This is a genomic window from Micromonospora sediminimaris (assembly GCF_016863575.1).
Classification (GTDB): domain Bacteria; phylum Actinomycetota; class Actinomycetes; order Mycobacteriales; family Micromonosporaceae; genus Micromonospora; species Micromonospora sediminimaris.
In genome coordinates this window covers 41,964-55,628 of the sequence record NZ_BOPD01000029.1, presented here as the reverse complement: position 1 = coordinate 55,628, position 13,665 = coordinate 41,964, and the positions used below count along the sequence as shown (strand labels likewise).

General features: G+C 70.3%; 13 protein-coding genes. 10 read left to right on the top strand and 3 right to left on the bottom strand.

Features of this window, described 5'->3' with window-relative positions; all coding sequences use genetic code 11:
- Nucleotides 1-247: 247 nt before the first annotated feature.
- The 3 genes from Vse01_RS22360 (at nucleotide 248) to Vse01_RS22350 (ending at nucleotide 4,171) form a co-directional block, all read left to right on the top strand.
- Nucleotides 248-2,026, top strand: a complete 1,779-nt coding sequence (locus Vse01_RS22360) for a condensation domain-containing protein (RefSeq protein WP_170863374.1) — start codon at nucleotides 248-250, stop codon at nucleotides 2,024-2,026.
- A 101-nt stretch (nucleotides 2,027-2,127) separates the two neighbouring features.
- A complete protein-coding gene (locus tag Vse01_RS22355; protein WP_444980323.1) occupies nucleotides 2,128-3,051 on the top strand; it encodes a TauD/TfdA family dioxygenase in 924 nt (307 codons plus the stop codon).
- A gap of 364 nt (nucleotides 3,052-3,415) precedes the next feature.
- Nucleotides 3,416-4,171, top strand: a complete 756-nt coding sequence (locus tag Vse01_RS22350; RefSeq protein WP_093402985.1) for a thioesterase II family protein — start codon at nucleotides 3,416-3,418, stop codon at nucleotides 4,169-4,171.
- Between the two features lie 50 nt (nucleotides 4,172-4,221).
- Here the strand turns inward: Vse01_RS22350 and Vse01_RS22345 are convergent, their stop codons facing one another.
- A complete protein-coding gene (locus tag Vse01_RS22345) occupies nucleotides 4,222-4,830 on the bottom strand; it encodes a helix-turn-helix transcriptional regulator (RefSeq protein ID WP_232511159.1) in 609 nt (202 codons plus the stop codon).
- A gap of 20 nt (nucleotides 4,831-4,850) precedes the next feature.
- Nucleotides 4,851-5,453 (bottom strand): helix-turn-helix transcriptional regulator, encoded by a 603-nt coding sequence (locus Vse01_RS22340; RefSeq protein ID WP_093402983.1) that lies wholly within the window; start codon nucleotides 5,451-5,453, stop codon nucleotides 4,851-4,853.
- Between the two features lie 622 nt (nucleotides 5,454-6,075).
- Between Vse01_RS22340 and Vse01_RS22335 the strand changes: the two genes are divergently transcribed.
- From Vse01_RS22335 to Vse01_RS22310, 7 genes are read left to right on the top strand one after another with little or no spacing between them, the layout of a single operon-like run.
- Complete coding sequence (locus tag Vse01_RS22335; RefSeq protein WP_093402982.1) at nucleotides 6,076-6,882, top strand: class I SAM-dependent methyltransferase; 807 nt, start codon at nucleotides 6,076-6,078, stop codon at nucleotides 6,880-6,882.
- Complete coding sequence (locus tag Vse01_RS22330) at nucleotides 6,879-7,694, top strand: 2-keto-4-pentenoate hydratase (protein WP_239104302.1); 816 nt, start codon at nucleotides 6,879-6,881, stop codon at nucleotides 7,692-7,694. Before Vse01_RS22335 ends, Vse01_RS22330 begins: the two co-directional genes overlap by 4 nt.
- A 31-nt stretch (nucleotides 7,695-7,725) precedes the next feature.
- Nucleotides 7,726-8,622: an acetaldehyde dehydrogenase (acetylating) gene (locus Vse01_RS22325; protein WP_093402979.1), complete on the top strand. Its 897-nt coding sequence runs from the start codon at nucleotides 7,726-7,728 to the stop codon at nucleotides 8,620-8,622.
- Entirely contained in the window at nucleotides 8,619-9,683 is a 1,065-nt protein-coding gene (gene dmpG / locus Vse01_RS22320; protein WP_093402977.1) for a 4-hydroxy-2-oxovalerate aldolase, read from the top strand. Before Vse01_RS22325 ends, dmpG begins: the two co-directional genes overlap by 4 nt.
- Entirely contained in the window at nucleotides 9,676-9,903 is a 228-nt protein-coding gene (locus tag Vse01_RS29460) for an acyl carrier protein (protein ID WP_232511157.1), read from the top strand. Before dmpG ends, Vse01_RS29460 begins: the two co-directional genes overlap by 8 nt.
- Nucleotides 9,896-10,957, top strand: coding sequence for a histidinol-phosphate transaminase (locus tag Vse01_RS22315; protein ID WP_232511156.1), 1,062 nt, complete (start codon nucleotides 9,896-9,898; stop codon nucleotides 10,955-10,957). Before Vse01_RS29460 ends, Vse01_RS22315 begins: the two co-directional genes overlap by 8 nt.
- Complete coding sequence (locus Vse01_RS22310) at nucleotides 10,957-11,886, top strand: LnmK family bifunctional acyltransferase/decarboxylase (protein ID WP_239104299.1); 930 nt, start codon at nucleotides 10,957-10,959, stop codon at nucleotides 11,884-11,886. The genes Vse01_RS22315 and Vse01_RS22310 overlap by 1 nt, the downstream gene beginning before the upstream one ends.
- A gap of 476 nt (nucleotides 11,887-12,362) precedes the next feature.
- On the opposite strand, the gene Vse01_RS22305 is transcribed toward Vse01_RS22310, so the two are convergent.
- Nucleotides 12,363-13,661 (bottom strand): MFS transporter, encoded by a 1,299-nt coding sequence (locus Vse01_RS22305; RefSeq protein WP_093402973.1) that lies wholly within the window; start codon nucleotides 13,659-13,661, stop codon nucleotides 12,363-12,365.
- Between the last annotated feature and the right edge of the window lie 4 nt (nucleotides 13,662-13,665).

Genomic DNA, 13,665 nt, shown 5'->3' with positions numbered 1-13,665 from the left:
CACGTGATGGACGCAGGTCGATGATGGCCCGCCCGGGTCGCCGTACGCAGAGAACAACCGGCAGAACAACGCACACGACCCGACCCCGAGTCGCTGCCGGTCCTTCTCTACTGCGCGGCGCGGAGCGCTCAATAGCGTTGCGCACATGGTCTCACCAGGGCACATCGACAGTGCCGCGCCGAGCATCCGGACGACGCGGACCCACCAGGCAACCGGAACCCGCGCGCCCCGGCGTCGGGCTCGATCGGTGACCCTGGTCCCGCGGCCGTCGGTGACCGTGCGGTTCAGTGGAACACGGTCGGCCGAGGGGCCCCTCAACATCGGCCAGTACAACATCCTGCAGTGGCTGCGTCGTGAGTCGGAGCAGTTCTTCGCGGCCGTCGCGGGGGAACTCGACGTTCCGGCCGCGACCGTTGTCGATGACGTCGCCCAGGCACTCGCGGTCCTGATCGAACGGCACGAAGGACTCCGTACGACCTACCTGGACGGCGCCGAGCCACAGCAGTTCGTGCAGGCCACCGGCGAGCTTGTCGTGGAGGTTTACGCGATCGAGGCCGCTGACCCACAGCTCGTCGACCGGGCCAGCCTGGCCCGGGACCTTACCCGGCGGTTGCGCGCCGCGGGCGCGTACCGCATCGGCGAACTGCCGGTCCGGGTCGCCCTCGCGGTGTCCTCCGGTGACGCGTCCACCAGCTCCGCCGAGGTGGTGCAGGCCGCGGTGATCGGCTGCTCGCATCTCGCGGTCGACTATCAGGCCATGGAGATCATCAAGCGGGAATTCGCCGACCTGATCCGTGACCGCGGTGCACGACCGGCCGGCGGACCACCGATCCAGCCGTTGGACCTGGCCGCCCTGGAACGTACGCCCAAGGCCCTGCGGCACGAGGAAACGGTTCTCAGCTACTGGAAAGAGCGGTTCTCCCGCATGCCGCAGTGCCTGTACCCGGTCCCGCGGGTCGCCGCCGGCACCGGGTCGGTCTCCGTCGAGATGACCTCCACCGCAGCCGGGATGGCGTTGCGGGCGGTGACGGCGCGCACCAGGACGAGTCGCGCCAGCGTCGTGCTGGCGGCGATCGGCGCGGTGCTCTCGCACCGGACCGGCGTCCGGGAACTCGTGCTCCCCACCCTGTCCGCCAATCGCTTCGAGCCGCACCTTCGGCAACACGTCGGCAGCCTCGCGCAGCTCGCGTCGATCACGCTCACGGTCAGTGACACCACCTTCGACCGGCTGGTCCGGCAGGCGTGGGCCGCTGTGGTCGACGCGAGCCGACACGGCCGTTACGACGTGGACCGGCAGAGTGCCATCGCCCGCCGGATCGAGCACGAGCGTGGCGTCGTGTTCGATTGCGAACCCCTGTTCAACAACCTTGTCATCGAGTCCGGTCGGGCCGCCGGCCGGGCCACGGCACCGGTACCCACGCCGGATGAGCTGGTCGCCGCGCGACGCACGACGCAGCTGCGGCGGCAGCCGATGCCCGCCGGGACCACGCTGATCCGCTTCGACCTCTACGGCACCGACGGGCAGTTGCGTCTCGGCTGCTGGAGCAGTGACACCGGCCGCATCCCCGACGACGAGGTCGAATCGCTGCTCCTGGCGGTCGAGAACCTGTTGATCGCGGCCGGATCCGCTGACCTCGGCGCCCGGGGGATCCGCGACTCGATTCCGCTCAGCCCGGTGCAGCGGGGCCCCGGCTGGCGGCTCGTGGACGGTTGCTGGATCGAGTTGGCCGAGGTGCAACGGTTGCTCGACGACAACCTGCCGTCGACAGGTGCCCGGATCTTCGCGGAGGTGGACGGCCTGCCGTTGGTCGCTCACCTGGCGCGGACCGAGGCCATCCGCACCCCCGAACAGGCCCACGCCGCCTGCCTGGCAGCGGTGAAGGCGTATCCGACGGCGATGACACCACGGCACTACGTCATCTGCGAACGCGTTCCGGACGACCCTGACGACCCGGCCGCCTGGCGCGACGTGTGCTCCCAGGGATCCGGTCGAACCGTCGGGACCGGCGACCCCGGGCCCTGCTGATCCGACCCGACCACCAGATGCAATGAAGGGAGCCGACGGTGACCACCAGCAACATCACGCCCGTACGCCTCACACCCGCGGTATCGAGCGACGAGTCGCCACTGCCCGCCGTGCTGACCGCGCCCAGCAGTGGCGTACCGGCCGAGAGTCAGATCGCCGAGATGCGGGAATCGGTCCGTCGGCAGCTGCGCACCAACGGCGCGGTCCTGCTACGTGGCTTCGACATCGGCAGCGTCAGCGGGTTCGAACGGGTCGTCCGGGCGGTGTCCGGTGCGCCGCTGTCCTACGCCGAGCGGTCGTCGCCGCGTAGCACCATCGAGGGCCAGGTCTACACCTCGACGGACTACCCACCGACCGAAGAAATCTTCCTGCACAACGAGAACTCGTACCAGGCGACCTGGCCGCTGACGCTGTTCTTCTACTGCATCACGCCGCCCGACACGCAGGGCGCCACGCCGCTGGCCGACACCCGCCGGATCCTACGGTCGATCGATCCGAGCGTGCTTGAGGAGTTCACCCGGCGCGGCTGGACCGTGGTACGCAACTTCACCGAGGGCTTCGGGGTGCCATGGCAGCAGGCGTTCAACACCACCGACCGGGCCGAGGTGGAGCGCTACTGCGCGCGTAGCGGTGTGGAGGTCCAGTGGGTCGGGACCAACGGCCTGCGTACGACGGCCCGCCGCCGGGCGGTGCACCAGCACCCGGTGACCGGCGAGACCGTCTGGTTCAACCACCTCACGTTCTTCCACGTGACCACGCTGCCCGAGGAGGACTGCGAGGGCCTGCGGGAGATGTTCGACGAGGCGGACCTGCCCACCAACACGTACTACGGCGACGGCGGGCGAATCCCCGACGAGGTCGTGGCGCACCTGCGCGACTGTTACCGAGCCGCCCAGCGCCGCTTCGACTGGGAGCGCGACGACGTACTGATCGTCGACAACATGCTCGCGGCTCACGCCCGTGAGCCGTTCACCGGACCACGAAAGATAGCCGTGGCGATGGCCGAACCATTTCCGGCTGCGTGAGGAAGGTGGCACCTGACCGACGGAGGGACACCGCTGCGGCGGCCCTCCGTCGGCCGGACCGGGAGAGACTGATCATCCCCACGGCGTGTCACCGGCGACAGCGACCACCGAGGTGGGCGACGAGACGATCAGGCGCGGACCGGAAACCTTTGAAACCAACAACTCGATACCCCTTGTCTGCTTCGGCTCTTGTGCCGGCTGCCGCCGACAGAAACGAAGCTATGGCCGGCCGTTTTCGGCTCCCCATCACGACGCTTTCCTCGCCGGCCGCTGCCTACCCGATCGGCGATAGCGGTGTGGAGGTGCCCGGGACGACGGTTGAGCAAGAATTGCCTACTCTCCGTCAACGAAGGCGACCCTCCTCATGGCCTCATGGTTGGACCAGCGGACCGCTCCGCATGTCGGCACCGCAGCGCTGATCTGCATACCCAGCGCCGGTAACGGCGACTTCCAGTTCGACCGGTGGCCCGACACCGTCGGCCCCTGGTGCGTCGTCCGCCCGCCCGTCGTGGGCGACCCGGACGGCGACGCACCGGGCACGCGGTCTTCGGCCCAGCCTCCGCCAGGGCTGCCGGAGCGGGCCGCGGAGCTCGTGGCGGACCTCAAGCGCCTAGGGATCGAGAAGTTCGCGTTGTTCGGCCACGAGGGTGCCGCGCTGCTCGGCTACCAGGTCGCGGTCGAGCTGGACCGGCGGGGCGCGCCGGCACCGCTGCGCCTGTTCGTGTCGGGCTGTCCCGCACCCCAGTACCTCCGCCGCTATGCCGGCGAGGCGCACACCGAACCGACCGACGACGAACTGACCGAGCGGGTGCTGGCGACCGCAGTGGCGATGGGCACCATTCCGCTGCCGTCGATCGTCGCGGCCGGCGTACGGGCGCTCCGGGCCGAACTGACCGCGTTGCGGGCCTATCAGGTGCCCCGTCCGGCGCCGCTGCGCTGTCCGCTGACCGCGATTCGGTGGCTGGACCAGGGCATCGAGGCGGAGGTGATGGCCGGCTGGTCGGCGTACGGAGACACCGATCTGGTGCAGTTGCCCGGGTCCGGATTGAGCTATTCGACCGAGCCGGCCGATCTGTTGCGGGTCATCGGTGACCGGGTGCCGGCCGGTGGCCGCACCTGAATGACACGTCCGCGGCTGCACGCCGGTGTGCAGCCGCGGACGAGGGGGGCTCAGATCAACCCGGTCGCTACCCCACAGGCCACCGCGTGGGCGCGGTTGCGGACCTGCAACCGCGCCATCATGTCGTAGATGACGTTCTTCACGGTGTGGTTGGAACACAGCAACGACCGGGCGATCATCGCGTTGTCCTGGCCCTCGGCCATCAACGCGAGCACCCTCGTCTGACGGGGCGTCAGCGGCGACCGGCCGGCCGCGCGGGACGTTTCGGCCTGGCTCGGCGTGCCGCTGCCACCGAGCACCCCGACCAGCACCTCGTGCGGCAACCGGACCTCCCCGTCCCGGGCGGCCCGCACGGCGGCGGCCAGTCGGCTCGGTGTGACGTCGGCGAAGCGGAGCATCACCAGGGTCCCCGAACGCAGTACGCGTACCACGTCCGTCGGTGAGAAGCGGTCCGCGACCAGCAGCGTCCGCTGTGTCGTGGGCCGCGACGGGCACGCCGTCAGCGCCTCGTGCACCGTGTCGACCGCCGTGACGACGACGGTGTCCGGTGATTCGTGCGGGTCGGGCACGGGTGTGACACCGGCACGCCGCAGCGCGGCCAGCACCTCGGCCCGGATGGTCGCGTTCGGGGCCACCACGTGTGCGGTCAAGGCCATCATGATCTTCTCCTGTTCGCCGTTCACAACATTCCGGCCCGCAGGGCGAAGGCCACCGCGTGGGCCCGGTTGCGCAGCCGGAATCGTCGCGTGATGTCGTGCACGACACTGGTCACGGTGCGCGTCGAGTAGCACAGTTCCTTGGCGATCTCGCCGGTCTCCCGGCCCTCGGCGATCAGCCGCAGCACCGCGCGCTCGCGGTCGCTGATGTTCGACGCCAGGGTGCCGGCCGGAGCGGCCGGCGCGGCGAGCAACCGGTCGAGCATGTCCGGCGAAACCGTGCAGTCCCCCTCACCGGCGGCCAGCACGGTGCGGGTGAGCCGCTCCGCGGTCGCCTCCCGGCGCCGAAGCAGGCCGCGGGCACCCGCCGCGATGGCTCGCAGCGCGTCAGCCGGCTCCACCTCGGGCACGACGAGCACCACCTCGGGCCGGTCCGCACCGGCGCGGACGGCCCGCACCGTATCCAGCGCGTCCTGGCCCAGTTGGTCGACCACCAGGACCGTGACCGCCGCCCTCTCCCGCGTCGTCACCACAGCGATGTCCGGGCACCCGAGCATCGCGCTCGTCACGCCCGCTTCCAGCACGGGGTCGGTCGCCATGACGTTGACCCACATCGGTTCGCCCATCACGCCTCCTTCTTCGTCACGCCGGGGCGTGGCGTGGCGTCGGAATGTCCTGGCCGGATGGTTCCGCGACGAACTAACTGGTCGCTGTCGAGTCGCTGTCGACTCGCTGTCGGCCGCCGGCACAACCTGATAGCGGAGCATCGACTCGCCATCGTCGCGCCAGCGCCGGTCGTCCTGCCCGCAACGCGACGGCCGGCTACATCGGCGGGCCGACCCGGGGCGGCAGCCTTCCCGCATGTCTGCCGATTCTTCTCTGCAGGCGGTCCGTGTTTCCGTGGCACATTTACAACCGTTGTGGATCCGTGCGGAGAACGTCGATTTCCGCCGTTGCGGTGAGAGCGGTTGATGAAGGCCGCCCGTCCTCTACCTGGACGGACACGGATCGGAACGAGCAAGGTTCGGTACCGAAAAATCGTCGGATCAGCAGGATGTGGGTGAACAAGTGATTAGTTCTGACGTCAGTGACATCGCCGCAGACCTCGCGGCGAACGCCACTCTCTTGGAGATCGCCGAGAATGTAGGGCTTTCGCCGCTACTCGATCGCGGAACCCCATTCACGCTGGCCGAGGCAACGACCGCGACGGGCGTTCCCGAAGATCGCGCTGCCCTCTTGCTGCGCGCCATGTCCGCCGCCGGGCTGCTGGAGCGCGACGCCGAGACCGGGCCGTTCACGCCCTGCGCGGAGCTCGCGGACCGGCGGTACGAGGCGGGCTACCTCTCCTGGTCGCTCAGCGCGAACCGGCCGTACATCGATCACGCGGAGCGGTTTCTGCGTGAGCCGGACGCGGCCGGCCGCCAGCACCAGCGCGACGGTCGACGGGTGGCGGTGTCGTCCCGCTGGATCGGCTCGCGCGGTTTCTATCCCGGGGTGTTGTCCGAGATCATCAGCCGCAAGCCCCGACACATCGTCGATCTCGGCTCCGGCGCGGGCGCGCTGCTGATCCGGCTGCTGACCGAGCTGCCCACCAGCACCGGCGTGGCGCTGGACCTCAGCGCGGGGGCGTGCGAGGAGGCCGAACGCGCCGGTCGCCACGCCCAGGTGGACGACCGGCTCACGGTGGTCAACCGGTCCGTCGAGACGCTCGTCGACGACCCCGCCCCACTCGACGGCGCGGACATCATCCACGCCGGCTTCGTCATGCACGATGTCGCTCAGCATCCCGAGGTCTTCGCGGGCGTCCTGCGGGCGTGCCGCGAGCATCTCGCCGACGGCGGCTGCCTAGTGGTCACCGACGCGGTGCCGTACGTGGACAGGCCGGGCGAGCGCGCCTTCAGCGCCCTGTTCAGCTACCTGCACGAGAGCTCGATGGACGTACGGCTGCCGACCGAGGACCGGTGGTGCGAACACTTCCGGCAGGCCGGTTTCTCCGAGGTGACCAGCACCGCCCTGGGGATGCCCGGCAGCCGCCTCTTCGTGGCCACGCGATGAGCCGGAACGGCGGAGCAGCGGCCCTCGCGGAGCACGACGCCGAGCGCATGGCCATGGCTCTGTACGAGGCTCGGAGCAACCGCGTGCCGATCGCTCCGTTCACCGATGCCTGCCCCACGCTCGACGCGGCCGGCGGATACGCCGTCCAGCGCCGGCTGACCGAACTGCTGATCGCTGACGGCGAACGGGTGATCGGTTACAAGGCCGGGCTCACCTCCGCCTCGATGCAGGAGATGTTCGGAGTCCACGCCCCGGACTACGGCCCGGTGTTCGCCTCGACCGTCCGCGCGGACGGTGCGAGCTTCGCCCGCGGCGAGTTCATCTCGCCGAAGGTGGAAGCCGAGATCGTCTTTCGGCTGGCGAGGCCGTTGACCGGTCCCGGCGTCACCGTGGAGCAGGCCCACGCGGCGATCGGCGAGGTCATTGCGGGTCTTGAGATCGTCGACTCCCGGATCACGGATTGGCGCATCCGGCTGGGCGACACCATCGCCGACCTCGCCTCGAACGGCGCGGCCGTGCTGGGACGTTCGATCCCGGCCAGCGCGGAGCTGGACTACCGGCGCGTGCGAATGGCCTTCCGCCGCAACGGGGAGTTGGTCGCGTCCGGTCAGGGCGCCGACGCCCTCGGCGACCCGGTGGCGGTGGTGGCGCTGCTGGCGAACCTGCTGGGCGAGAGTGGCGTCACGCTGGAGGCCGGCCAGTTGATCATGACCGGTGCCCTGCACGCCGTAGTCCCGTTGAGCCCCGGTGACACCTACACCGCCGAATTCGATCACCTGGGCTCGGTCACTCTGCACGTCACGAACACGTAGCCCCGACGCGGGTAGGAAGGCGATCCCCTCGATGAATTCAGAACGACGGCTGTCAGTTGGGGTGCTCGGCGCCGGGCTCATCGGCGTCGACCTGGCGGTGAAAGTCGAGCGGTCCGCCGCACTGGACCTTCGCCTCGTCGCCGGCCGGACGGCCGACAGCCCGGGCCTCAAGCGGGCCGCTCGGCTGGGGCTGCCGGTCGCCAGCCGGGGCCTGTCGTCCCTTGCCGACCTCGACGAACCGCTCGACGTGGTCTTCGACGCCACCAACGCCGGCTCGCACGCCGAGCACGCGGAGACGCTGACACCGCTCGGCACGCTGCTGATCGACCTCACACCCAGCCGGATCGGGCGGATGGTCGTCCCCACAGTCAACGGCGCGGAGGTCGCCGCGCACCGCGACCTGAACATGGTGAGCTGCGGTGGGCAGGCATCGGTGCCGATCGTACGAGCGATCACCCGAGCCCACCGCATCGACTACGTGGAGGTGGTCGCGACCGCGGCGACGCTCAGCGTCGGTCGCGGGACCAGGCTCAACCTCGACGAGTACGTCGAGACCACTCAGGACGCGCTCCGCGAGTTCACCGGTGTGGGGGACGTGAAGGCCATCCTCAACGTCAGCCCGGCTCGTCCTCCGGCGACCTTCAGGGTGGCCATGTCGCTGATCGGCGAGGGGCTGACCCACGAGTCGGTGCACCCGCTCGTGGCGTCCGCCGCCGCCGACGTCCGTGCCTTCGCCACCGGCTACACCGTGACGAGTTGCATCGTGAACGACAACAAGGCGTTCATCGCCGTGGAGGTGACCTCCGCAGGCGACCAGATTCCCGCCTACGCGGGCAACCTCGACATCATCAACTCGGCTGCGATCCGGGTCGCCGAGCGTTGTGCGGTGGAACGCCGACCGATCGAGGCCATGGAGGTCGTGTCATGAGCCAGCAAGCTGCGGAAAGTTCGCCGAGACAACCGATCCTGATCCACGACCCGACGCTGCGCGACGGGCACCACGCCGTCCGCCACCAGCTCGGGCGGGATCAACTCCGGGCGTACGCTGCCGCTGCCGACGCCGCCCGGGTACCCGTCGTCGAGGTGGGGCACGGCAACGGCCTGGGCGCCTCGTCCCTGCAAGCCGGCCGAGCCCTGCTCAGCGACGAGGCGATGCTGTCGGTGGTCCGGGACGCGTTGACCACCACCAAGCTCGGCGTCTTCATGCTGCCGGGCTGGGGCACCACCGAGAGCATCCGGCTGGCCGTCTCGTACGACGTCGACCTGGTCCGCATCGGCACCCACTGCACCGAGAGCGATCTGGCCGAACGGCACCTCGGGCTGCTGCGCGACGCGGGCGTCGACGCACACGGCGTGCTGCTGATGAGCCATATGGCCAGTCCCGAGCGCCTGGCCGAGGAGTGTGCGCGGCTCGTCGAGTTCGGTGCGACAGGCGTCGGCATCCTCGATTCCTCCGGCCACTACCTGCCGCAGGACGTGAGCACGCGGATCGCGGCCATCCGGTCCGCCGTCAGCGTGCCGGTGATCTTCCACGGGCACAACAACCTCGGTATGGCGGTGGCGAACTCCATCGCCGCCGCCGAGGCGGGCGCCACGATCCTGGATGCCTGCGCCCGGGGGTTCGGCGCGGGGGCCGGCAACACGCAGCTGGAAGTTCTCGTGCCCGTGCTCGAACGGCTGGGCTACGACACCGGCATCGATCTCTATCGGCTGCTGGACGCGGCGGACATCGCCGCACGGGAGCTGATGCCCGCGCCGCCCACCATCGACTCGATCGGTGTGGTGAGTGGTCTCGCCGGGGTGTTCTCCGGGTTCAAGAACCGGGTGCTGGACGTCGCCGCCCGGGAGGGCGTCGATCCCCGCGACGTCTTCTTCGAACTGGGCCGCCTACAGGCGGTGGCCGGGCAGGAGGACCTCATCGAGGACGTGGCGCTCGCGTTGCGTGCCGGGTCCACGGGTCAGCGTGAACGGACGGCAAGCCATGTTTGACCAACTCAAGACCATCCTGGTCGAGGATCTGCAGATGCGGACCGAGGATGTCGTGGCCACGGCCGATCGCGTCGAGGTCGGCCTCGACTCCCTCGCCGTGGTCGAGCTGTCGGACCTGCTCAGCAAGCGGTTGGACGTCCACGTCTCCGACTACGAGCTGCTGGAACTCGCGACGGTCGGTGACATCGCCGAGCTGGTCGCGGAGCGCTGTCGTGCGTGAGGCCGCGGGGCCGACCGCCGGAGCGTCCCGGACCGTCACCCGGTCCCTGTCGCGCAACGAGTCACCGCACGGCCCGTTGCCGGACATCGTCGCCGCGGTCGCGGCGAGCAGCCGGGACGTCAACCGCTATCCCGACCCGGCCTGCACCGACCTGACCGCGGCGCTCGCCCGGCGGCACGGTGTCGCACCGGATCGGGTGGCGATCGGCGCCGGATCCTGCGCGCTGCTCCAGGCGGTTTTCCAGCTCGCCGGGCCGGGTGCGACGGCCGTCTACGCCTGGCGTTCCTTCGAGTACTACCCGATCCTCGCCGGTCATCTGGGGATCCAGTCGGAGCGGGTGCCACTCGCCGACGACGTGCACGACCTCGCCGCCATGGCCGATCGCATCACCGCCACGACCCGGCTGGTCGTCATCTGCAACCCCAACAACCCCACGGGTACGCTGCTCGGCCTGGACCGGCTGCGCGCGTTCCTCGATCGCGTCCCGCCGACCTGCCTGGTCGCCCTCGACGAGGCGTACTTCGAGTACGTCGACGAGCCGATGGGAGCCGGTGGACTCGCGCTGTGCGACAGGTATCCCAACCTGGTGGTCCTGCGCACGTTCTCGAAGGCGTACGGCCTGGCGGGGCTCCGGGTCGGCTATCTCATCGGCGCGGCGCGCATCGTGGCGTCGCTGCGCGAGATGACGCTGCCCTTTGCGGTGAGCGCGCCAGCCCAGCACGCGGCGGTCGCCGCCCTCGCCCTTGAGGACGTGCTCCTGATGCGGGTCCGGCAGACGATCGCCGAGCGCACCCGGGTGCGGGCTGCGCTGCTGGCCGACGGCTTCGCGGTCCCGGCCAGCCAGGCGAACTTCCTGTGGCTCGGGCTCGGCGAGAACGCGGGCCCGTTCGGTAGTTGGTGTGCCCGGGCCGGAATCGAGCTGCGGGTCTTCGACGGGGAGGGCGTCCGGGTGTCGCTCGGTTCGCCCTCGGACAACGACGCGTTCCTCGCGGCGGTACACCGATGGCGCGTCCGCAACGCACCGGAACTACTCACGACTGGAGCGCTGAGATGATGCCCGAGAACACAGCCCTTCACCGGAAGGTGATCGTCGCGCCGGGAATGTGCAGCGGCGGCTCTCTGATCTTCGGGCGGATCGGCGACTGGACGTGGGAATCGGTGGCCGAGACCTGCCGCACCAACGTGCACGCCGCCCGCACCGCCGAAGGCGAACCGACCTACCTCTCGTTCTACTACTACCGGGTGCGGGGCGGGAAGGTCGTTCATCCGCACGGCCTGGCCTTCGGTGACGAGCTTGAGGTGACGTCGAGGGTCTTCCAGTTCGGCGGTGGCTCGGTGCTGACGTTGCATCGGCTCGCTCCCGCCGGCTCCGGCCTCGGCACCGCGTTCCTCGATCCGGCGGAGGTCTACGAGACGCCGGACCCGGAGTGCATGTACGCGGAGACGCTCAACCGGTGGATCGCGCGCGGCAATCCGGGCAGCAACCGAGTGCTGTCCGAAACCGTCCCCCACGGCTTCGACAACGCCGACCTGCCACGACTTCCCAACCAGTTCTCACCGCGTACGCTCGTCGGTCGCGCCCGCGGTGCGGGCAGCTTCCTCGCCCCGGCGCCGCCGGGATTCGCTGTCGCCGGGGGCGAGCTGTCCTTCGAGTACGCACTGGACGCCGTCCGGGACATCAACGGCGCCGGGCTGGTCTACTTCGCCTCGTACTTCTCGATCTTCGACACGGCGTTGTTGCGGCTGTGGCGTGGGCTCGGCCGCACCGAGCGGCAGTTCCTCCAGCGGCGGGTGATCGATCAGAAGGTGGGTTTCTTCGGCAACGCCGACCTGGGCTCGCTCTTCACCGTCACCGCCCGGCGGTGGCAGAACGTCGCCGACCCGCTCTCCGAGATCGCCGACCTGGAACTGCGCGACTCGGCCAGTGGTCGGCTGCTGGCCGTCGCGGCGATCGAGACGGAAACGCCGTCGACGCTGGCCTGAGGACGTCGACCCGACAGGTCGCGGGCCCCGGCCCGCACCCCACCGGCCACCTGATGGGCGCGGTTGCGAATTGGCAACCGCGCCCATCTGCGCGTAGCTGACGTTTCGTCACCGGGTGGGTCGCCCTCGCCGCAGTCAGCCCGGACGCGGGCACTGGGTGTGGGCCACGGGCACGGGCACGAGACACGGCCGCCGGCCGCCGGACGCCGGGTGCCGGACGCCGGGTGCCGGACGCCGGGCACGGCTGGCTCATCCGGGTGGGCCGCCCACGCCGGGGTGGGCCGCCCGCACCAGGTCGAACTGCAACGGGCCCAGGCAGTCGGCTTCCGGGACCGACCGCGGCGATCCCCTCAACACGGTGATGTCCGGGCCGACGTCGGCCCGGACATCACGCTCTCAGCGCATATCGGGTGAGCTGACCCACGCGGGGTGCTGCTGCCCGCTCCGGCCCGCCGCTGGCGGCGCGCCGGAGCGGGCTACCGAGCAGCTGCCGCCGCCGGCTCGGGCTCGGGCTCGGGCTGCGGGCTGGTCGGCGCCACCGGATCGAAGTGCCGCAGCGCCACCACCAGGTTGACCGCCGCGAGGGTGGACAGAGCCGCGAGGACGAGCAGGGTCGTCGTCACGCCGAAGCGGCCGATCGCCATCCCGCCGGCCAGGAAGCCCAGCGGGCCGGCGATGTTGCTGATGGTCATGACCGCCTGGATGACCTTCGCCCGGATGTCCGCCGCGAACCGGGTGGCCAGGATGCTGAAGAACGGGGCGTTGGACAACGGAAGCGCCGCACCGGACACCGCGAGCGCGGCGACCAGGACCGGCACCGGCACGTCGAACAGCAGCACCCACCAGGGCAGGACGAGCTGGAAGGCGGCCAGCCCGAAGACCATCGTCGGGGACAACCGGCTGCCGATCAGATAGCTGACCGCCGCCCCGGCGATCGCGCCGGCGCCGAAGCCGGAGAGCAGCAGCCCACCGACTCTGGCATCGCCGGCGAAGCGGGCGAACGCCAGCAGCGGCAGCGCGAGCATCAGCACCCGCATGAGGAAGCCGAAGCTGATGGTCGTGACCATCACCCGTCGCAGGAAGTCGTCCCGGAGCAATGCGCGTACCCCGGCCAGGATTCCCGAGTGGTCCGGGGTCTGCCGCTCCTGCGGAGCCGGCATCGCCGGCTCCGTCCGCCGCGTGCGCGGCACAAACCACCACAGCAGCAGACCCGACACCGCCGAGGTCACGGCGTCGAACAACAGCACCTTGTCCGCGCCGAGCGTCGCGATCAGCACGCCCGCTATGGCCGGGCCGGCCAACGCGGCGATGTTGAAGCACCCTTCCAGCACGCTGTTCGCCCGCATCAGCGCCTTCGGGTCCGGACCGGCGAGTTCGGTGGCCAGGTCGCGTTGCGCGGCGAAGTAGGGCACTCCGAGCACGCCGATCACCGCGACGATCGTCAGGAGCAGGGGAAAGCTGAGCAGACCCAATGCGGCCAGCGCAGGTATCGACCCGATGGCGACGAACTGCGCGAAGTCGATGACCACCATGGTTCGGCGTGCGCCGTACCGTTGGATGACCTCGCCGCCCGCGAATCCGAGCACCGCCATGGGAAGCACCGACACGGCGAAGACCAGACCCGCCCGCGGTGCCGAGCCGGTGCTCTCCAGCACCAGCCACGGCAGCGCGAGCGTCGTCATCTGGGTCCCGACGGCGGACCCGGCGCCGGCGGCGTACACCGCCGCGAGGGCCCGCCTGGTGGTGCCCGGTGCGGGAGACGGCGCGGTCGACATACCG